A 21,168-nucleotide genomic window follows, 5' to 3' on the forward strand; every position below is an offset into this window, starting at 1 on the left:
TTATGAATATATATTTAATAGGTATGCCAGGAAGTGGTAAAACCACATTAGGTAAAAAGTTAGCAGTAGAACTTAATAAGACATTTATCGATTTGGATCAATATATTGAGGAAAAATATTTACTTTACATTGATGAAATATTTGGAATGTATGGTGAAGAAAAATTCAGAGAAATTGAAACTGAAAGTCTAAAAGATTTTATTGGTAAAGACTATGTCATTTCAACCGGTGGTGGTATAGTTATGAAGAAGGCAAATAAAGCCTTGATGGATGGTCTTAAAATTTATATTAATACACCGATTGAAACGATAGAAAAAAGATTAAAATCTAGTTATGATAGACCTTTATTAAAATCTATGACCTTAGAAGAAATTTATGATATTAGATTTTTGAAATATCAAGGGTTTGCTGATAAAATAGTATCAAACAGTGATGATATAACAAAAGCTGTTTCAGATTTAGTTAAAATCGTCACGGATTGGAAAAATAAATGAAGATAGTTGTTGTTCATGGACCTAATTTAAATATGTTAGGAAAAAGAGATGCAAATCATTATGGTTTAATGACACTTGATGACATCAATCACCTTATTCAAAATACATTTCCTAAAGTAGACTTTGAATTTTTTCAAAGTAATCATGAAGGTGCAATCATTGATTTTCTTCAACAAACAACATGTGATGCTATTGTAATTAATGCAGGTGCATATACACATACCTCGATTGCTATTAGAGATTGTTTAGAAATAATTAAGGTAATTAAAGTAGAGGTTCATTTATCAAACATTTATGAACGAGAAGCATTTAGAAGGACAAATTATATAAAAGATGTGGTAAATCAAACATTTTTTGGTAAAAAAGAGCAGTCTTATATCGATGCAGTTACTTATATACTTGAAAAAAACAGTAATTTCGAGTAAACTATATAAGGTTTTACAAAGGAGAATATAAAAATGGTATCTACAAGTGATTTTAAAACAGGCTTAACAATCGAAGTTGACGGCCAAATCTATGTAATATTAGACTTCCTACATTCTAAAACAGCTAGAAGTGGTGCGCTAATTAATACAAGATTACGTAATCTACGTACAAAAAACATTCAAGAAATAACTTTCAAATCTGGTGATAAAGTTGAACGTGCTATTATCGACCGCATTAAGATGCAATACTTATATGCATCAGGTGACATACACGTATTCATGAATATGGAAACTTATGAACAAATCGAAGTTGATAAATCTCAAATCGAATACGAACTTAATTTCTTATATGAAAGTTTAGAAGTTGAAATCAATTTTTACGGCACAGAAATTATTGGTGTAAACTTACCTGAAAAATTAGTATTAGAAGTCAAAGAAACAGTACCTGGTGTTAAAGGTGATACAAAAACTAACGCAATGAAAGATGCTTATTTAGCGTCTGGATACTTAGTTAAAGTGCCAATGTTCATTGAAACTGGTGAAAAGATCATCGTGAATACAACTGAAGGTACTTACGTTTCAAGAGCGTAATTTATATTTATGAAGATAGAAAGACCGTTAGTGTCTTTTTATTTTGAAACAAGTAGATTTTAGGGTTAAAATTATAAGCTAAACATGCTATAATATTAAAGGTGAAAATATGGAAAGATTATCAAAAGTCATTGCTCAGGCTGGGTTTGCATCCAGACGTAAAGCAGAAAATTTAATTACAGAAGGTAAGGTTAAGGTTAATGATGAAATCATTAATGTTTTAGGTTATAAAGTTAGTCCTAAAGATATCATTACTGTTGAAGGCAAACCCTTAGTCAAAGAACCTTTAGTATACTATTTACTAAATAAGCCTACTGGTTATCTTTCTACAACCGCTGATATACATAAGCGTCGTAACATTTTAGACCTTATTTTAAAAGAAGATCAAAATGTTCGTTTATTTCCAATCCATAAACTTGAGTATGATACATCTGGTTTATTACTTGTAACAAACGATGGTGAGTTAACAAAGAAATTAACAAACCAAAGCGAAAGTATTCAAAAAGAATATGTTATACGTACTAAAGGTATCATGATTAAAGAGCGAATCCGTGAAATCAAACGCGGTGTTAAGGTTGAAAACAAAATTATCAAACCAGTTGATATAGCAATTGTTGAACTTGATAAAGCACATCAATCAACATTAGTTAAAATGATAATAACCAATGAATCAGCGAAAGAATTAAAAACCATGTTCAAGCAACTTGGACATGAGGTTAAAAACATGACACGTATTAGATTTGACAGTCTAACACTTGAAGGTGTTAACCGAGGAAGTTATAGAAAATTGAAAGCTCATGAAGTAAAATACTTATATCGTAGTTAACTTATGATATTAAATCTACTTTGTGGTATAATAAAATGTAGTGTGGAGGAATTTTATGGCAGGATTTAAAGTGGCCATTGATGGTCCCGCAGGTAGCGGTAAATCATCAATTAGCAAAAATATAGCGCACAAACTAGGTATGACCCATATAGATACGGGTGCCATGTACCGAGCAGTCACCCTTTTAGCCATCGAAAATCAAATTGATATGAATGACGAGTCTCAATACCATTTTCTAGAGGACGTTCATATAACCTATAAAGATGATCACATCTATATAGGTGACCGTATTGTTGAAAAAGAAATTCGTTCTAAAGCGGTCACCGACCATGTGTCACTTGTCTCAAGTTTTCCTTATGTGAGGAAAAAGTTAGTTGAAATACAACAAAAACTTGGCGAAACTAACAATATCATTATGGATGGCAGAGATATTGGTACAGTTGTCTTACCAGATGCAGACTTAAAAATATTTTTAGTTGCTGATGTAAGAGAACGTGCTAAGAGGAGACAACAAGATAAACAAAATCAAGGCTATGAAGTAGATATCGAAAAGTTAATTGATGAAATAACTAGAAGAGATCAACTAGACTCACAAAGAAAAATATCACCACTTAAAAAAGCAGAGGATGCAATCGTGGTAGACTCGACACATATGACATTGCAACAAACAGTTAAAAAAATAATAGAGCTGATACAGTCAGCAAAAGGAGTAATCAATGAATGATTTTATAATCCCTAAAAAAGGACAAATTATCGAAGGTGAAGTTTTTCAAGTAAAGAAAAATTATGTACTTTTAGACATTAACGCAGCAACAGAGGGGACTATCTATGCTGAGTACTTTGACAGACCTGCACCTGAAGATCTGAGAAAAGTTATCAAAAAAGGCGATAAAGTACGCGCTAAGGTAGAAAAAATAAGTGAAGATGATCGTTCATCTTTAATCATGTTATCTAGATTACCACTTTTACATGAAAAAAATATGGAAAAAATTCAAAAAGCTTTTGATGAAAAGTTAGAAATTGAAACTGTTGTCAAAGCAGCTAATGATAAAGGTTTAGTATTAAATTTTGAAGGTATTGAATTATTCTTACCATACTCATTATTAGATTTCGAATTAAAAGATCAAAAAGATAAGCTTATTGGACAATCATTAGTTGTATTAATTGAAGAGTTTAAATCAGATCGTAAACGTCCTAAATTAATTGCAACTAGAAAACCTATTTTTGAAGCACATCGTCAAGAAGAACAACAAAAACGTCAAGAAGCACGTAAAGAGGAATTAGAAACAATTACAACTGGTGCTGTATTAGAAGGTGTTGTTGAATCCTTTGAAACGCACGCTGCATTTGTGCGTTTTGAACATGTATCAGGTATGTTACGTATTTCCCAAGTATCACATCATAGAATTGATAAAATTGAAGATGTGTTAGAAATCGGACAAAAAGTTGAAGTTAAAGTGATTAAAAAAGAAGGTAACCGTCTAGATTTATCTATGAAGGCTTTACAACCTACACCATATGAAGCATACTTAAAGGCTCACAAAGTTGGAGAAACAGTAAAAGGTAAAGTGGTATCTAAATTACCATTTGGTATTTTAGTGGAACTTGATCGTGATGTGAAAGGTTTACTTCATAAGAGTGAATATTCATGGAATCCTCAATCTAATTTTGATGCATACATCAAAATTGATGATGAAATCGAAGCAGTGATTTTATCTAAAGATGCTAAGAAAGAAAGAATTTCACTTTCTAAGAAAGTATTAGAAGACAATCCATGGGCTAAACTTAACTTAAGAGTTGGTCAAGATATTGAAGTACGTATCGAAGAAGTTACAAAAGAAGAAGTTAAAGTATCTTTTGAATCCGTTGATGGCATCATTGCAAAAAATGAAGCACATAACGATCCAAAAGTGAATATTGATGAGTATTACCAAGTTGGTGATACTGTTAAAGCTAAAGTGATTGAATTTAATAAACAAAACTGGGTATTGAAATTATCTGTTAAACGTTTATTGAACTTACAAGAACGCCAAGAATTTGAAAAATATATGGGTGACGCTGATGAAGCAGAAAGCCTAACACTAGGTGACATATATTCAAATTTAGGCAAAGATAAAAAGAAGAAATAAAAAAATATAATATAAAGAAGGTTTTAGGATGCCATTTACTGTAGCAATCGTCGGTCGTCCAAACGTCGGCAAATCATCACTGTTTAATCGTATAATTGGTGAAAGGTTTTCGATCACGGACGATGTAGCGGGTGTCACAAGAGACCGTATCTATGCTCAAGCAGAGTGGTTAACTAAACGATTTAGTCTAATAGACACTGGGGGCATCGATATAGGTGATGCCCCTTTTTTAACTCAAATTAAACACCAAGCAGAAATAGCAATGGATGAAGCAAACGTCATTATTTTTGTTGTTGATGGCTTAAGTGGTTTAACAGATAGTGATTACTATATTGCAAAACTACTTTACAAGACAGATAAACCTGTCATTGTTGCTGTTAATAAAATAGATGATATTGTACACGCCCATAATGCTTTTGAGTTTTATGCACTTGGATTTGGTGATCCAATTGCAGTATCCAGTCACCATGGTATTGGTGTCGGTGATTTATTAGATAAAACATTAAGTTACATGGTTGAGGAAGAAAAAGTGCATGAAAAAGGAATTATTTCTTTTTCAGTTCTAGGTCGCCCAAATGTTGGTAAGAGTTCATTAGTTAACGCCATTATTGGTGAAGACCGTGTTATTGTCTCAGATATTTCTGGTACAACCACAGATGCAATTGATACAACATTTACAAAGGATAAACAAAAATATACGATTATTGATACTGCTGGTATTAAAAAACGTGGTAAGGTATACGAAAACTTAGATAAGTATTCTGTATTACGTGCCATGACTGCACTTGAACGTAGTGATATTGCACTACTTGTACTCGATGCAACAGCAGGTATTCAAGAACAAGACGGACACGTTGCTGGCTATATTATGCAGTATATGCGTGGATGTATTATTGTCGTTAACAAATGGGATTTAATTGAAAAAGATAGTAAGACAATGAAGAAGTTTGAAACTGAAATCCGTGAAACGTTTAAGTTTTTACCTTATGCTCCGATTGTCTTTGTTTCTGCTAAAGAAAACCAAAGAGTTCACACAATATTCCCTGTATTAAGAGAAGTATATGAAAACTTCACAAAACAATTACCTACCAAACTTGTCAACGATACTTTATATGATGCTGTAGCAATGAATCCACCTGCTATATTCAATCATGGTAAAGCAAACTTCTCATATGCAACACAGGTAGATACAAAACCACCTACGATTGCCATTTTCGTTAACGATCCAGTTTTTATTCATTTTAGTTATGAACGATATCTACAAAATCAGTTTAGAGATAATTTTGAATTAACGGGTACACCGTTAAAATTCGTCTTTAGAAAGAAGGATAACTATGAAGATTAGTGTAATTGGTGGCGGTTCTTGGGGAACTACACTTGCTCAAGTACTAACTGATAATGGACATGAAGCATTGATTTATGATGTCAATCCGGAAGCAGTTAAAAAGATTAACAATAATATCCATCCATTTTTTGATAATAAGATTACCGGCATTCGTGCCACATTAGATTTGAAAGAGTCTATTGATTATGCTGATTACATTTTACTTGCAGTTCCTACTAAGTTTATTCGTGACTCCTTAAGAGAAATTAATAAACTAGCAACTAGAAAACTGTATTTTATTAATGTGTCTAAAGGAATTGAACCTGTAACACTTAAACGTGTTTCAGAAATTGTTACTGATGAAATTAATCCGGATTTACTGGGTGCTTACGCAGTATTGACAGGTCCATCACATGCTGAAGAAGTTATTGAACGAAAACTTACAGTATTAACTGCTGCAAGTGATGTGGAATGGTTTAGAAAAAGTGTTCAACAACTATTTTCTAATAAAAGCTACTTACGTGTTTACACATCAGATGATCTTATTGGTTGTGAAGTTGGTGGTGCAATCAAAAATGCTATTGCTATCGTATCTGGTATGATGACGGGTTATGGTTTAGGAGAAAATGCACGTGCCGCATTAATTACACGTGGAATCCTAGAAATTGTACGTGTTGTTGTTCACTATGGTGGTAAAAAAGAAACTGCTTTTGGTCTAACAGGTATTGGAGATTTGATTGTAACAGCTTCAAGTTATAATTCTAGAAACTTTAATGCAGGTTTAAAGATAGGTCAAGGTACACCAGTTGAACAAGTTTTGAGTGAATCTAAGATGGTTGTAGAAGGTGTTCGCGCAATCCAAGCAGCAAAAGATTTATGTCTTCAAACAGGTATTGAGTTACCAATCATTGAAATCACTTATGAAGTTATTTTTAACCACATGAGTGTCAAAGAAGCGATTCAAAATCTATTAACCAGAGAGTTAAAAGAAGAAGTTATTGCTTAAATTTAAAGACTAATTTAAATATAATACTCCGTAAAATATTGACCCACTAGATGGATGCAATTCGTTTTACGGGGTATTTTTATGCTTAAAATGAGAACATTTATGACGAAAAAATAGAATTATTACAAATTATTACAAAAATAGAATGTATTAATCGTTGTATAAAGCGATTTATCATGTTATAATCATAATATCTTAATAGGAGGATTAAAAATGAACAAAACTGAATTAGTTGTATTAGTTGCCGACAAAGCTGAAGTTACTCAAGTTATAGCTGAAAAAGTCGTTAACTCGTTTGTAGATGTCGTTACAGAAACTCTTTCTAAAGAAGAAAAAGTAGTTGTTACGGGATTTGGTACTTTTGAAGTACGTAATCGTGTTGCACGTCGTGGTAAAAACCCACGAACTGGTGAAGAAATTATTGTCCCAGCACAAAAAACACCTGCTTTCAAAGCTGGTAAATTGTTAAAAGACGCAGTTAAATAACCTTTTAATAGAATCTATGAGCAACGTGAGACCAGCTCAAACATCTATAAGTTAATCTTTTAGAAATCATAGTAAATAGGTACACCTCTAAGTACAACTTAGGTGTACTTTTTTTTGAAACTAGTTTGAATCACTTTATTTTAGGAAATAGTATATAATATATTTGAAGGAATAGGAGGTTTTTAATCATGGATTTATTTAAATTTGCATATGATAATGATGTATCTAGTCTTCAGAAGCATATCGATTTTATAGGTATTAAAGACCAAAGAGGTAAGGGGTTACTTTATCATGCAGTATTAGGCAGTAGTATGGATGTTATTGATTATTTATTAAATCAAGAAATTGATTTAAATACAAAAGATCAATTAGGTGAAACTGCACTTTTTGATTGTGCCAGAAAAGCTAAATTAAATATTGCTAAAAAACTACTCTCGAAATATGCACGTGTAGATATCAAGAATAACCGTGAAGAAACAGTTTTACATTTGGCAGCTCATAAGGGTAATCTAGATATGGTTAAATTACTGCTTGAGTATAAAGCTGATCCAAAAGCAAAAAACATTGAAGATAGACTACCTGTTCACTATGCAATACTTGCAGGACATATAGATGTTGTTATATATCTTTTAGAATATGCTAAGACTTCATACTTTCATCTAGACAGTAATAAAGATTCATTTTTACATTATGCTGCTAGGACAACCAATGTTTCAATGGTAGAACACTTTCTAGAACACAAATTAGACCCTAATTTATTAAATGACCACTTTGAAACACCACTTTTTAACGCCGTTCGATTTGGTCAAAAAGAAATTGTTCAACTTTTATTAAAGTATGATGCTTATGTTGAAATATACAATAGACGTTATGAAACACCATTAAATCTCGCAAAAATCAATGATGACGTCGTTGTTTACGAACTATTAAAAGAATGGCAGTTATCACCTGCTTATACGAATTTACTAAATGAACAAATACTTACACTAGCGGTATTAAATAGAGATCACTTAAAACTTAGAACACTCATTGATAATGGCTATTTATTAAAAAAAGATAGATTAAAGCAAAACGCTTTTCATTATGCACAACACTATAAATTAAGTGCATGCGTGAATGTCCTTAGACAACTTATTTAAAAACTAAACAATAATAGCAGCCGATTTGGCTGCTATTATTTTTATAAAACATAAAGTAAGAACATAGACATTAAAACAGATATTAAATTATAACCCATATGCGCAATGATCGGTATGACAATATTTTTTTTATTTATCATATAAATATAACCAAATATAAATCCACCTGCAATATATGGTAGGCTACTTATAATCACCATTCCAATATCACCTGTAAGAATTTCAGTAGAGATGTGGATTAAACCAAAGACTAATGAAGAAATAACAAGTGCCCAGTTTTCGTTTTTAATTAAACCAAAGAATGATTTTCTGAATACTAACTCTTCAACAATAGGCCCAATCACAACAGCAGTAATGATCATTAAATTAAAGTAAGGTGACTTTAACATTAAATTAATTGCTAATTGATTTGCAGATACCTGTTCTGGAATTTGAAACATTGTAGATATCGCCATTACAACAATACCAACAGCAATATTACCACCAAACATGTAAAGAATACCAATACCAGATTTTGCTAAAACTGTGCCAACATTTTCATTGTCTACCTTTAATAAATTGAGGTCTCCAATTAAAATTGGTTTAGAAATGATTACCATCGGAATTGCAATAATCAACATTATTGTAAACGCGAATATTGCATTTAAAGCTACTGTTGGGACGGAACTTTCTCTAGTTAACTCGATAATATTATCTACAGAAGAACCAGCCACTAGTGTGGAAACATCATCATAGGGTATATGGAAGTTAATTTTAGCGTTATTAGGCCATTTTTTTATGTTTCCATCCATGATATCATTGAGCACCGATGCCTTCAATGAATAGGTGTAAACATCGCCTTCTAAGACGGAATCAAAGAAGTCAGTATTTGTAATAAAGGTTGCTGAAGCGTGAACATAAATAACATGGGTACCATCTGCTCCAACTGGTAGTAAAAATGATTCATAACCGGAATCAAGATTTTCAAAATTAACTGGATCAACAATCAGTAATCCATTGACATCATTGACTGCATTAGTAATTGCATATTCACTAGCGTTCACATCTTGAAAGAAAAAGTCGATATCAGTTAATGCGACTAAAATAAATATAGAAAGAATAATTGGTAGTATCATATACGCTAAGTATAAGAATAGATTATTTCTATAAATTTTTTGTAATTTTGGATCTACTTCACCCTTGTTCTTTTGATCTTCGTGAATTTCTTTAAATTCATTTTCTATTTCATCTAAATGGTCATACATGTGCTTATCTCCTCGACATATTTAATAAATCTATTATACTAGAAATCCATTAGTTATCATAATAATGATATAATTATATATATAATTTTTAAAGAGGTAAGTGGATGTATGGAAATAATATTTGCATCAAATAATCATCATAAGTTCATAGAGATGGAAAATATTTTAAAACCACATCAGATCACTTTATTAAAAGACTTTCAAATAGATGAAAAAGAAATTATAGAATCTGGATTAACCTTTGAAGCAAATGCACAGATTAAAGCATTAGCATTTGCTAAAAAATTTAATCAAATTGCAATTGCGGATGATTCGGGTATCATTATAGAAATGATAAGTCCCCTACCTGGAATTTACTCTAAAAGGTATAGTGGATTAGGTGATAATGTAAATAATACAAAAGTCTTAGATATACTTAAAAGTAAGGAGAATCGTCAAGCAAGATTTGTATGTGCGATTGCAATTGCATTTCCAGATGGTAAAATATTTACATACGTTGGCAACATGTTAGGCAAAATAGCTTTAAACTTAAAAGGGGATATGGGATTTGGTTATGATCCAATTTTCATACCGGAAGGTAAGCAAGAAACACTAGGAGAATTAGGTTCAACTTATAAAGATGAACATTCGCATAGAAGACATGCTTTGAACAACTTTTTGGAGGCTAAAGATGAAATTATTGATTACTGGCGATATACATGGAAGAAATGATATACTTGAAAAAGTATTGAAACAAGAACCTACATTTGATTTACATCTAAATACAGGTGATTTAGGTTTAGATTTACAAACTATTGAAAATGCTAAAATGATAGCTGTTAAAGGTAATACAGATTATTACCTAGATTTACCGACCGAAAGAATGATTGCATTTAAAGGTCTAAAAATATTACTTACACATGGTCATCTTCAAAATGTGAAGTATGGTTTAAATGAATTAATCCTAATGGCCAAAGAAATGGATGCCGATATCTGTATATTTGGTCATACGCATGACGCATTTTATAGAAGTATTGATAATATTATATTTATAAACCCAGGTGCCCTGACCGGACAAAAAATTAAGACATACGCAGTATATGAAAAAGAGAAAGTGAGCATCGTAAATGTTGATTGAAGATAAGATCGTAGAAATAGCCAAAAAAGTATTTCAAGTAGATGAAATAGATGTAAAAGTAGATTCAAGGTTTAAAGGTGGTATGAGTAACTACACCTACTTGGTCTATATCAAAGAACTACCTTATGTCATAAGAATTATTGGTGATGGTGGTGAAGCTTTAGTTAAACCAAGTATTGAAAAAAAGCATATTCAGCAAGCAAAATTTTTAAATCTTAACTCAGAAGTGGTTTACTTTGATTCTAAAACAGGTGTTAAAGTCTCTAAATATGTAGAGGGTACACCGTTATCTGTTGCTATGGAAGAAACGGATTATCCATTAGTAGCTAATGCATTAAAACAACTTCATCAAGCTAAATTACCTGGTGAGGATTATGGATTGAAAGAACGATTAAGAAGATATGAAAAACTTCTTAAAAAAGAGCCATCAACAACTTATTATGAACTTAAGATGCAATGGCTTAAATTATATGACACCTATTTTTCTAAGTTACCTAAAGTGCTTTGTCACGGTGATGCACAACGTTCTAATTTAGTAAAATCAGGCGATAAAATCTATTTATTAGATTGGGAGTTTTCTGGATTAAATGATCCGTATTATGATATAGCATCATTCGGAAACATGGATTTTAAAGATGCTGAAAAATTATTAGGTTATTATCTGGAACGTACACCATCTGCTTTTGAACTTGCACATATTCGTTTTTATAGAATGTATCAAGTGTTACAATGGCATATTGTGGCATCTTATAAGCATGAAATTAATTTATCAGAAAAACTTCATCTAGATTTTGAGACGATTGCAGGCAAGTATTTAAGTTTAGCAGGACACTTTTTAGAACAACTAAAGGGAATTGAGCAATTCAAGTGAAAGATATATTAAAACTTCAGCCAAGCCAAGAATCGGTAGCTGAAATATTAAATTTTATAGAACATAAGACATTAACTGTTTTGGAACACCAAACAGTTTTTATCCATTTGATGAAAACCTATTATGCTCTAAAGGCGTATCCAATTGTATTAAATGAGGGTATGGCATATCATGAAAAATTGATCCAACAAAATCAAAATACTGAACTAGAAGTACTTTATGAACTCATTTATTTATCTGCTTTAAGCTTAGAAAAGTACGATATTGCCTATGCCTATATTCAATATCGTAGAGAAGTACTACCAGTAAATAAAAGATATCTAGCAGATTTAAATTTGGTCGAATTTAAAAAGATTACGCACCAAAATTACACTGAAGATATTGAAAGATTATTACAAGATACATTACCTAATGATATTAAATTATCGTTATTGAAAGATCTTTTAGTTAATTACTTAAATCAAAATGAACCGAATAAAGCAATTACTTTAATGGCTGAACTTAAAAGATTAGACTATGAACAATCTTATATACCACTATATTTAAAAACGCTCTTACAATTAAATCAATATTCGGAAGCTAAATTAATCGCAAATCAATACCGTCAAGATAAAAGACATGAAATGTCTGCGTTTATGACGCTTTTAGAAGTTTATGTACATGAAAAGGATTCACATAGACTAGCAATCCTAGATGGTGACTTTAGTGAGAAAATCGAATTAGAATCACCTGAGTTTAGATTGAAAGCTTATGAGTTATTCATGAATTTTTATGAGGAAATTAAAAATAAATTTCTTTATGACAACTATGCTAAAAAGTTAAAAAATCTACAAAAAGAACTAAAGAAGCAAAAGAAAAATGAATCTGTTATAGATGAAAAGAAAGATTCTGGCATTAAAGTCACGGATCATCAAGTAAGTATTACCCCTAAAGTTTTAGAAATTAAGGAAAATATCTATCACATGGATGCCTTAATTGAACTCTTTGGGTATGCCCATCAAATCCATGATAACAAACACTATCGAGAATATTTAAGACTCTTTTTTATGCGTGTATCTGAAGTGGTAGATGCAACAGACTTTATCGTCTTTACGAGTAAAGATGATATGCTATATCATTATAAAAAAGAAAGACTCTATGATAAGGAATTGATACCTCAAAGTTATTATGACACCATCATTCATGATGTCTTAAAAGATGGTCAAGAGCGTTTTGGTACTCCAAAATCATTTATGGATTCTAAAAATATATTAACTGGTAAACCATATGATGATAGTGTCGGCTATATTTATAGTTTTGCACTTTATGATTTAGGTGCTTTCATGGTGTATCTAAAAGACGAAATACAAGATCCAGGAACCTTTTTTGACCTTTTTAAAGGTATTTCAACCATTATCTATGGAAGTTTAAAGGATGAAGAAAAAATAGGGAATATTCGTACTGAAAATACGTTTTTAAGACATATCCTAGACTCAAACTTAATGAATCTACGTATCATGACAAATCATCAATCAACCTATAATATCGCAAGTCAAAAACTACTTAATGTAGATAGTCACTTACCATTTGAATTGTTTTTAAGAAATCTAGGAGTTCATGAGGTTAAAACTTACGAACAATCTGTTCAAAGATTATTTGAAAAAGCAGGTTTAATGGATGTAGTCACTTACGTTTATTTAGATAAACAAATTAAGGAAAGACTTGTTTCAATCGCAACTAAAGATGAGATTCATGTGATTTCTATCTTTGATGATATCACTCATATATATGATGAACGTAAAAAACTTATTGAAGAGGCAACAGTTGATTTTGAAACATCATTACTTAACTTAAATGCACTACATAATAATTTTGAAAAGTATATTCAAGATAAGGGATCATTTTTGCTGATTTCATTTAATGAATCCATCCTACCAATCTATGGAAGTGATATTACATTAAAGTTCTTTAAAGAATTTGGTCAACGCAGTCAAAAGTTCTTTGAAGATGGTACTGTTTACCGATATGGTACAAATCAATTATTCGTATATATACCGATGAATGATATACGTAGTGTAACTAGATTATTAAAAGCCTACATCAAATACTTGAATGACACAGAATCAGTAGTTATTAGCTATGAGCAATTCGAACCTAAGATTGCAGTTATAAGATATCCTGTAGTTACTGAAGAAAAACTACCAAGTAAGATATTTAGATATTTAGAATTATCCCTAGATTATTTAAAAAGAAAAGCAGATAATGAGTCTTATATATTCTATGAACATTCTATCTATGAAAATGAAGTCTTTGAACAACAAGTCATTAACTACTTAAATCAAGCTATAGAAACCAATCAACTCTCACTTGCTTTTGAGCAAATAATTGATTTAGATAGGAATATAATTTGGCAGTATGAATCTGATATTATATTAGAAAATATTGCAGTAGATAGTAAATACTTACACGCAATTGCTAAAAAACGTAATCGTTTAGAAGCATTAGAGCACCATCATATTAAAATGGTCTGTGAGTTTTTACATACACTTGAAAAAGAAACAACAAAACTAATTAAGATCACTATTCCAGTTTCTAAAGAAACATTTACAAGTATAGATTTTAATCCGTATATATTTGGCTTATTCCATGAGTATAATATACCTTTTGAATTTATTCGTTTTAAAGTCAAAGGTGACAATTTAAAAATTAATCAACACCTTAACCAAATATCAGAACTTGAAAATGCTGGTATTGGACTAGATACTACATCTGTCGAAACAGCGCTTTCCTATCCGTTTAATGCACTTCATATAGATTTTAAATCTACAGACGATAAATGGAGTCAATACATTCAAAGCATGCACCAATTATTCTTAAGACATCAAATGGCAGTTATCGTTAGAGAAGTTAAATCAGCAGAACATAAAGAAATACTTCAAAGTCTAGGGATTAAATACATCCAAGGTGATATGTATAAACCAATTACTGCAGATAGACTATTTATAAAAATAAAAGGAAATAGTTCAAATGACAATTGAAAAAGCAATCGATAACTTAGCGTTTGATGCAAAAATTAGAGCTGAAAGCAGTATAGCTGCTTTAAAGTATGTTGACTTAATGATTGAAGATTTTAAAGTCAGAGATGCATCCAGTAAAGCAGATATTTTACTGGATGTATTTGGACTACTTCAAGGGCTGTTTGTAGCTATTGATGCGCTATATCAACTCTCTTTTACAGCGACTAAATATAAGTACCATGTCAATATCAATCAAAATAGAAACTTAAGACAATTAAAATATTTACGTAATGATATTGTAGGACACCCAACAAATAGAAACTACGAAGATGGATCATTTGGATTTTCTGTCATTATTGAAGACGAAATTACAAAAGATCAACTTTCTTATATTACTTATATTGTTACAGGCAAGAAAATCAATCGAAGTATCCAAACAGTATCATTTGACAGTGTTTTAAAGGCATATGAACTAGAAAAAAATAATGTATTAATAGACTTGGAAAGATATCTTCAAAAAACACCACATAAAACTGAAACCACAGGACTATTAGTATCTTTATTTGAGCAATCACTTAACGGTGTGTTCAACTTAGAAGATTTAGAGTTAATTGAAGTAAAGTTTTTACGTGAAAATAACTTACCTAAAGGATCTAATCACCGTTTTTTATATAGATTAAAGCTGCTTAAAGAAGTTTTTATCTGGAAGGATGAGAAGTATCAGGACATCATTGATTATGCTGCAAAACAGCAAATATTAGCGATTTATAAAATGAACTTGGATATTAATAGTAAAAAGATTCGTATACCTGTTTTAACGATGCCACCATTAATAGATAAACTGTATAAAATAATTAAAACAAACAAACAAGCGAAGCGATTAATTAATAATCTTAATGATATGGATCATCCACTATTTATGCAAGATTTAGATCAATTGATTAAGTTAATCCAAGATCCAAGTATAAAACAATTACTTTTATGGTTCCAAAGAATAAAGGATAGAAACCATAGTTTTGTAATTGGGAAAATAATTAAAGATATTTTATCATAAATTATGGTATAATAATTAGTAGTTTAAATGTTAGGAGAAATGACATATGGCATGGAGCAATGAAACTTATTTAATCGGTGAAAAAATTCGTGTTGAAGGTGAAAGAGATTTGGGTATCGTAACAAGACTTGATTTAACAAGAGGGTTAATTTATGTCATGTTCAAACGCTTACGTGAAGAAGCTTATCCTTATCCAGAATCCATTGAAAATGAGACACTACAACCAATTGTGACTCAACAACCTTAATCATAAAATAATAGTTATAAACACTTACTTTTGTAAGTGTTTTTTCTTAATGTTATGGAAATTCACACAATTTATAAGTTTTAATCCACTTTTCATGACATTTATTTTGTTTAATGATACAATACTTCATATCAATTAGAGGTTATAAAAGTGACAGAAGAAAAAAGTTATAAAGCATTTGTTGAAACTGAATATTACAAGAGGAAAAAACCAACCGTAGATGCTCTAAAAAAACTTAGTGTAGATGAGTTATGTGATCATATTAAAGCGTATAAAGAATATATGTTGGCGCTTGTTATGGATCATGAAGATCAGCTACTAGATAACAGACTTCAATCCCAAACCGAAAAACAGTTAAGAACGTTAGCTGAACTCGAATCCTTTTTAAGTGAAGGTATTACGAATGCACTTGTTCATGTGATGTTGGATGAAGATGTTATTTTACATTTAATTGAAAAAGTGAAGAAAGATCAAACACTTGGCGCTTGCTGTAAAACACCTTTTTAAAAGGTGTTTTTTTAATACCTTGATAAGACCAATAGTAGGGTTTAAAATCGTGTAAAAATAAGGTATAATAGAGGTATGATAAATATATTAAGTTCAAGAACAATCTATGACAAACCTTATGTCAAAAAACATTTAGAAAAATACATTCATAAAGATAGTAAGATATGTGTAATCGCATTCTCACAATTCGAGTCTGATGATATGTTAGATCAATATCACAAAGGTTATGAACAACCTGAAGGTATTTGGTATCTACATATTTTAGAACCGTTTTTAAGTTATGGTATTCATCCGGATAATGTTAGTTGGGTGATTTATAAAAAGGATACAGCGGATAGTGCCATAAAAAAAGTAAGTGATGCAGACATCATCTTTTTACCAGGCGGTGCACCAGAAAAGTTCTATAATCGTCTCGTTGAATATAATTTAGTACATGCCATTAAAAACTCTAATAAAGTAGTTATGGGGCCATCAGCAGGTACAATGGTTCAATTTAATTGGTTCCATATTTCAAAAGACAGAGATTATAAAAAATACCAAATAAGCGATGGTATTGGTCTTATTGAAGATTTTGGTGTAGAGGTACATTATAACCGTCGTAAACAACAAAAGAAGAGTTTAAGGCGTACAAGTCATTTTCATGAAAGACCAATTTATGTTATTTATGAACCTGGATTTATGATTATAGAAGATGGAAAAATCATTTATAGTCATATGGTTACTAAATATTATGAAAAGGGTAAGAGAGTTAAATAATCACTTAACCATATAAAAGAAAAAGGCCATTTGATATGTTAATCAAATGGCTTTTTATATATAAGTGGTACACCCACACGGGCTCGAACCGTGGACCCACAGATTAAGAGTCTGTTGCTCTACCAACTGAGCTATGGATGCATTTTTTTTAAAGCATAACCATTGTATATCAAGTTTGGTCATTTGTCAAACAAAAATAAAAGTCATTTTCATATTTTATGTCTACTATAAGGTATAAAGTAAAAAAAGGAGATTTGAATATGAAACGAAAGCTTTTAAATATAGGTATGTGGGTAAGTATACTTTGCTTTACACTGTCAATTATACCAAATACGCACGCACTACCTGCGAGTTTGAAACCTGTTCAAGGTACGGGTAAAATGGAACTATTTGAAATACATGATCGCATATACATTGCAGTGTTTGATGAAATTCACTTAAATGATGATGTGATGAGTCGATTTGGGTCAAATATATTTAAGTTAGATTCATTATACGAAACATTCATAGTAGCAAATACAGACACGGGAGACATATTATATAAATATGTAGGAAGATCTTCCATAATTTTGGACAGTACTCAATATGCAACGGAAGGCATATTAAAATTAAGTAGTAAGGAAGATACAGTGTTACTAGAAAACTTAGAAAATTTCCAGATGTATTTTTTTAAAGAGAAAGAATTTTCAAAAGTTAAACCTACACTTACATTAAAAGTGGATGTTGAGCATCCACTAGATATTTTAGAATTAAACGAGTTATTTGGGGCATGGGACAACCAAAACGGAAACATAACTGATAGTATTGTTATTATTACAGACGACTATACACCCAATAAGCATAAACCGGGTTTGTATAAAGTTACTATAGAAGCAACCGATCTATCTAACAATAAATCAACTTATACATATAATGTGTGGGTACAAGACAGAAAACCTCCTGTGGTAGAACCTTTAGAGGTTATCATGGTGGGGTATAAGGAAAAAATAGATATAAACTCCCTTTTAGAACAGGTTCAAGCAACAGATAACTACACAGAAGAACTAGAACTATCTATAGATGATGAAAATTATATAGGTTCAGAACATATTGTTGGACAGTACTTTGTAGATATCATGGTGGATGATTACAATGGAAATGCGATAATAGTTAGACAAGACATCTATGTAATTGATAATATCGCACCAATAATAAGTGGTGATGCACAATATTCAATTGATGTTGAAGATCCATTTGATTTAGAAGAGATTATAGCTAATATGTCAGTAACTGATGAAATAGATAAGGGTACAATTGAGGTCTATATCAAATCAACTGATTTTAAGAAAAATCAGACTGGTTTGTTTACTGTTATAGTTGCAGCAAAAGATAAATTTGGAAATGAAGCAATAAAAGAAGTAGTAATTGAAGTTTTAGATAATACACCACCCGAGTTCTTTATCAAAATCCCTGCAATTAACCTAGATGCAAGCAATATTCATGATGCACATCAATTACTAGGTTTAATTGAGAATTTATTGACAATTAATTATACAGAAATTGAAATCACTAAGAATGATTATCAAGGTAATGAAACAAAACCGGGAGTATATGTTGTAACATTAAGTGCAAATACTGGCACGGAATGGATTCAAATTCAAACCCAGATTAGAGTAAATGAGACGCTGCCAAATCAAACAGACATAACAAGTAATAGTGTACAAAGCATTTGGCTAATTATAGGCGTTTCACTAACAGCGATAGCAATATTTGCTGTTGCATCAATACTTATTATTAAACGAAGAAAGTCAATTAGATTGAAATAATTAATGAAACTAGTATAATATTCTTCATAAAGGAGAATAACATATATGAGTAATTGGATACAATCCATCAGAGATAATAAAAAAATAACAAAGACAATTGCGGGCATTATTTTCATCTTCAATGTGTACGCAATGATAGATTTATTCTTTTTAAATGAATCTATGGTAAAGGTTTTAGAAAGATTAAGAATGTTTACAAACATTTCTAATATAATAGTATTTGTTGTAGTTGGTTTATGTTTACTAAATCTACATCAAAAAAAATGGTATAAATATTTAGCTGTAATTGGTTTAGTCGCGATACTAATGACGGGGATAATATACCATGCACTACTTGCAGAACCAGGCATGTCATTCCAAAACCATGTGGTTCATACGATTAACCCAGCATTATTTGCAGTATTTTACTACCTACTCATTCAAGAAGGCATCAAACTACGTCATGTGTGGGTCTCACTTATCTTGCCGACATTATATTTTGGAATAATATTAGCGGTCGGTCCATGGACCAATTGGTACCCATATAACTTCATGAACCCAACATACGCAGATCAATCACTAGGTAGTGTATTAATATTTTGTTTAGGTATCATGTTACCAGTCATTGTATTATTTACAGTATTACTTGTACTACTTAAAAATTTCTTAGAGAAGTTAATAAATAAAGGTTTGAACGCTTAGTTCAAACCTTTTGTTTTATACTTTTTATGTTGATAATCGATTGCAAACTGACTCAAATCCATATTAAAATCTTTTTTGACTAGATTTAATATTTTCGATGTTTTTGTGAGATTATCCATCATTTCAAGTGTTGTGTAACATTTATATAAGTTTAATTCGAACAAATCTTGATTACCTAAGTTATAATATGATAAAGCTAAGAAGTAATAGTAATAATCTAGATTCAAGAAGTATCTAGCCTTTAGATTCGTTGATATAGCCATTTTACAAAACTGAATAACGTTTACGAAATCTTTTTTCACACCTGAGTATTTTGCGATCATATATATAATCATGTTAAAAGTTAAAATTTGACTACCCGTCCATATTAAATTAGGATTGGACAAGAATGATTGAATCTTTGGAAATATTTTATTTTGTTCTTCATCATCAGTGTATGGCAATAAACTGGATAAAATTACAGTTTCAATCATTGTCATTGCTGCGTGAGAAAGAATTTTTGGATAATCAATGAGTTTTTTGTTATATATTATATAATCTGATTTTGTAATTATATTTTCCCTATAATCCATAAGTGATTTAGCATGTTCATATAGTTTAAGATTATAATTGTCCAAGATGAACTGGGGAGTGATATTTTCTCCAATTGACTTGGCTCTATCTAATTCGTTGTTATTGATTGCATTATAGAAATCTAAAACGATTTCTGCTTCTTTAATTGCATAGTTATCAAATTCTAACAATAATATTTCTTTTTTGGTATTTAATCGCTCAGCAAAAGCATCTAACAAATGATAAGGCATTGCTGAACTACCGTTTATGTACCGTTGATATTGTCTATTTGAGATGATGCCATCTGTAAAATCTTCCTGTGAAATGCCTCTAGAAAAACGCATTTGTTCGAGAAAAAGAGCTAATTCTTTTGAGTGATTGAACAATTTTTTTTACTCCTTTCACAATATGACATATATGTCGTGTCATAATATAAGGTTATTTGGTAGAATGAAAGCATGAGGTGATTAAAATGAAAAAATTATTATTAGTAATCGTTTTATTCTTAGTGGCAGTTGTATTTGTTTCAAATATGTCTGCATCTGTTGTTAATGATCATCCTGAGAGAGCTCAGAGCTCAAAACTAGGGTTTGAGGATTTTGGTAATACAGACCTTGCTCCAATTGCTGGAGTCGTACACCCTTAATTATACATCATATTCGTGTTTAAAATTTATTTTTGAAATCCTTTTTTGATTGAAAAAAATAAAATTATAAAACAACCTCTTTTTACTTCTTGTAATTTAGCATTCTCCAGCTTAAATTACAAACAAGATATTCTGTACTCTCCCTACAGAAATCACACTTAAAATAGAGTTCGAATTTTCTTATCTACTTTTAATTTTAGCGCACTTAAAAGTATTTTGAAAATTAGAAACTCTATTTTTATTTTGTCATGCATGTTATAATAACAAAGATG

At 30.7% G+C, this 21,168-nt stretch carries 23 protein-coding genes and 1 tRNA gene; 21 read left to right on the forward strand and 3 right to left on the reverse strand.

Annotated elements, in window-relative coordinates; translation table 11 throughout:
* Positions 1-2 precede the first annotated feature (2 nt).
* The 10 genes from IY230_RS05475 (at position 3) to IY230_RS05520 (ending at position 8,420) form a co-directional block, all read left to right on the forward strand.
* On the forward strand, positions 3-494 hold the full coding sequence (locus IY230_RS05475; protein ID WP_196370496.1) for a shikimate kinase: 492 nt from the start codon (positions 3-5) through the stop codon (positions 492-494).
* Entirely contained in the window at positions 491-919 is a 429-nt protein-coding gene (locus IY230_RS05480) for a type II 3-dehydroquinate dehydratase (protein WP_196370498.1), read from the forward strand. The genes IY230_RS05475 and IY230_RS05480 overlap by 4 nt, the downstream gene beginning before the upstream one ends.
* A gap of 33 nt (positions 920-952) precedes the next feature.
* Positions 953-1,510, forward strand: coding sequence for an elongation factor P (efp, locus tag IY230_RS05485; protein ID WP_196370500.1), 558 nt, complete (start codon positions 953-955; stop codon positions 1,508-1,510).
* 109 nt (positions 1,511-1,619) lie between these two features.
* The gene (locus IY230_RS05490; protein WP_196370502.1) at positions 1,620-2,336 is read left to right on the forward strand and encodes a pseudouridine synthase; all 717 of its coding nucleotides are present in this window, start codon (positions 1,620-1,622) and stop codon (positions 2,334-2,336) included.
* Between the two features lie 55 nt (positions 2,337-2,391).
* Entirely contained in the window at positions 2,392-3,060 is a 669-nt protein-coding gene (cmk, locus tag IY230_RS05495) for a (d)CMP kinase (protein WP_196370504.1), read from the forward strand.
* Complete coding sequence (locus IY230_RS05500; protein WP_196370506.1) at positions 3,053-4,465, forward strand: S1 RNA-binding domain-containing protein; 1,413 nt, start codon at positions 3,053-3,055, stop codon at positions 4,463-4,465. The genes cmk and IY230_RS05500 overlap by 8 nt, the downstream gene beginning before the upstream one ends.
* A 28-nt stretch (positions 4,466-4,493) precedes the next feature.
* The gene (gene der, locus IY230_RS05505; protein WP_196370508.1) at positions 4,494-5,810 is read left to right on the forward strand and encodes a ribosome biogenesis GTPase Der; all 1,317 of its coding nucleotides are present in this window, start codon (positions 4,494-4,496) and stop codon (positions 5,808-5,810) included.
* On the forward strand, positions 5,800-6,795 hold the full coding sequence (locus IY230_RS05510) for an NAD(P)H-dependent glycerol-3-phosphate dehydrogenase (protein WP_230852611.1): 996 nt from the start codon (positions 5,800-5,802) through the stop codon (positions 6,793-6,795). The genes der and IY230_RS05510 overlap by 11 nt, the downstream gene beginning before the upstream one ends.
* Before the next feature lie 213 nt (positions 6,796-7,008).
* Positions 7,009-7,281: an HU family DNA-binding protein gene (locus tag IY230_RS05515; RefSeq protein WP_196370510.1), complete on the forward strand. Its 273-nt coding sequence runs from the start codon at positions 7,009-7,011 to the stop codon at positions 7,279-7,281.
* Between the two features lie 188 nt (positions 7,282-7,469).
* Entirely contained in the window at positions 7,470-8,420 is a 951-nt protein-coding gene (locus IY230_RS05520; RefSeq protein ID WP_196370512.1) for an ankyrin repeat domain-containing protein, read from the forward strand.
* 41 nt (positions 8,421-8,461) lie between these two features.
* Here the strand turns inward: IY230_RS05520 and IY230_RS05525 are convergent, their stop codons facing one another.
* The gene (locus tag IY230_RS05525) at positions 8,462-9,664 is read right to left on the reverse strand and encodes a CPBP family intramembrane glutamic endopeptidase (RefSeq protein ID WP_196370514.1); all 1,203 of its coding nucleotides are present in this window, start codon (positions 9,662-9,664) and stop codon (positions 8,462-8,464) included.
* A 108-nt stretch (positions 9,665-9,772) separates the two neighbouring features.
* Between IY230_RS05525 and rdgB the strand changes: the two genes are divergently transcribed.
* From rdgB to IY230_RS05565, 8 genes are all read left to right on the forward strand, one after another.
* Positions 9,773-10,375 (forward strand): RdgB/HAM1 family non-canonical purine NTP pyrophosphatase, encoded by a 603-nt coding sequence (gene rdgB, locus IY230_RS05530; protein WP_196370516.1) that lies wholly within the window; start codon positions 9,773-9,775, stop codon positions 10,373-10,375.
* A complete protein-coding gene (locus IY230_RS05535) occupies positions 10,335-10,781 on the forward strand; it encodes a YfcE family phosphodiesterase (RefSeq protein WP_196370518.1) in 447 nt (148 codons plus the stop codon). Before rdgB ends, IY230_RS05535 begins: the two co-directional genes overlap by 41 nt.
* Positions 10,771-11,652 carry a choline/ethanolamine kinase family protein gene (locus IY230_RS05540; protein ID WP_196370520.1) on the forward strand — a complete coding sequence of 294 codons (882 nt, stop codon included), beginning with the start codon at positions 10,771-10,773 and terminating at the stop codon, positions 11,650-11,652. Before IY230_RS05535 ends, IY230_RS05540 begins: the two co-directional genes overlap by 11 nt.
* Positions 11,649-14,669: an EAL domain-containing protein gene (locus tag IY230_RS06720; protein WP_196370522.1), complete on the forward strand. Its 3,021-nt coding sequence runs from the start codon at positions 11,649-11,651 to the stop codon at positions 14,667-14,669. Before IY230_RS05540 ends, IY230_RS06720 begins: the two co-directional genes overlap by 4 nt.
* Entirely contained in the window at positions 14,659-15,702 is a 1,044-nt protein-coding gene (locus tag IY230_RS05550) for a hypothetical protein (RefSeq protein WP_196370524.1), read from the forward strand. Before IY230_RS06720 ends, IY230_RS05550 begins: the two co-directional genes overlap by 11 nt.
* Before the next feature lie 46 nt (positions 15,703-15,748).
* Positions 15,749-15,949, forward strand: coding sequence for a hypothetical protein (locus IY230_RS05555; protein ID WP_012242808.1), 201 nt, complete (start codon positions 15,749-15,751; stop codon positions 15,947-15,949).
* 150 nt (positions 15,950-16,099) lie between these two features.
* Positions 16,100-16,456: a hypothetical protein gene (locus IY230_RS05560; protein WP_196370526.1), complete on the forward strand. Its 357-nt coding sequence runs from the start codon at positions 16,100-16,102 to the stop codon at positions 16,454-16,456.
* Positions 16,457-16,531: 75 nt separating this feature from the next.
* Positions 16,532-17,212, forward strand: a complete 681-nt coding sequence (locus IY230_RS05565; protein ID WP_196370528.1) for a Type 1 glutamine amidotransferase-like domain-containing protein — start codon at positions 16,532-16,534, stop codon at positions 17,210-17,212.
* Positions 17,213-17,277: 65 nt separating this feature from the next.
* Here the strand turns inward: IY230_RS05565 and IY230_RS05570 are convergent.
* Positions 17,278-17,353, reverse strand: a tRNA-Lys gene (locus IY230_RS05570).
* Between the two features lie 119 nt (positions 17,354-17,472).
* Here IY230_RS05570 and IY230_RS05575 point away from each other — a divergent pair.
* On the forward strand, positions 17,473-19,017 hold the full coding sequence (locus IY230_RS05575) for a hypothetical protein (RefSeq protein WP_196370530.1): 1,545 nt from the start codon (positions 17,473-17,475) through the stop codon (positions 19,015-19,017).
* Positions 19,018-19,062: 45 nt separating this feature from the next.
* Entirely contained in the window at positions 19,063-19,698 is a 636-nt protein-coding gene (locus tag IY230_RS05580; RefSeq protein ID WP_196370532.1) for a Pr6Pr family membrane protein, read from the forward strand.
* Here the strand turns inward: IY230_RS05580 and IY230_RS05585 are convergent.
* Positions 19,695-20,636 carry a helix-turn-helix domain-containing protein gene (locus tag IY230_RS05585; RefSeq protein WP_196370534.1) on the reverse strand — a complete coding sequence of 314 codons (942 nt, stop codon included), beginning with the start codon at positions 20,634-20,636 and terminating at the stop codon, positions 19,695-19,697. The genes IY230_RS05580 and IY230_RS05585 overlap by 4 nt on opposite strands.
* Before the next feature lie 86 nt (positions 20,637-20,722).
* On the opposite strand from IY230_RS05585, the gene IY230_RS05590 reads away from it, so the two are divergent.
* Positions 20,723-20,896, forward strand: a complete 174-nt coding sequence (locus tag IY230_RS05590) for a hypothetical protein (protein WP_012242801.1) — start codon at positions 20,723-20,725, stop codon at positions 20,894-20,896.
* The last annotated feature ends 272 nt before the right edge of the window (positions 20,897-21,168 follow it).

Origin of the sequence: Acholeplasma laidlawii, assembly GCF_015709225.1 — a bacterium.
GTDB classification, from domain to species: Bacteria; Bacillota_I; Bacilli_A; order Acholeplasmatales; family Acholeplasmataceae; genus Acholeplasma; species Acholeplasma laidlawii_A.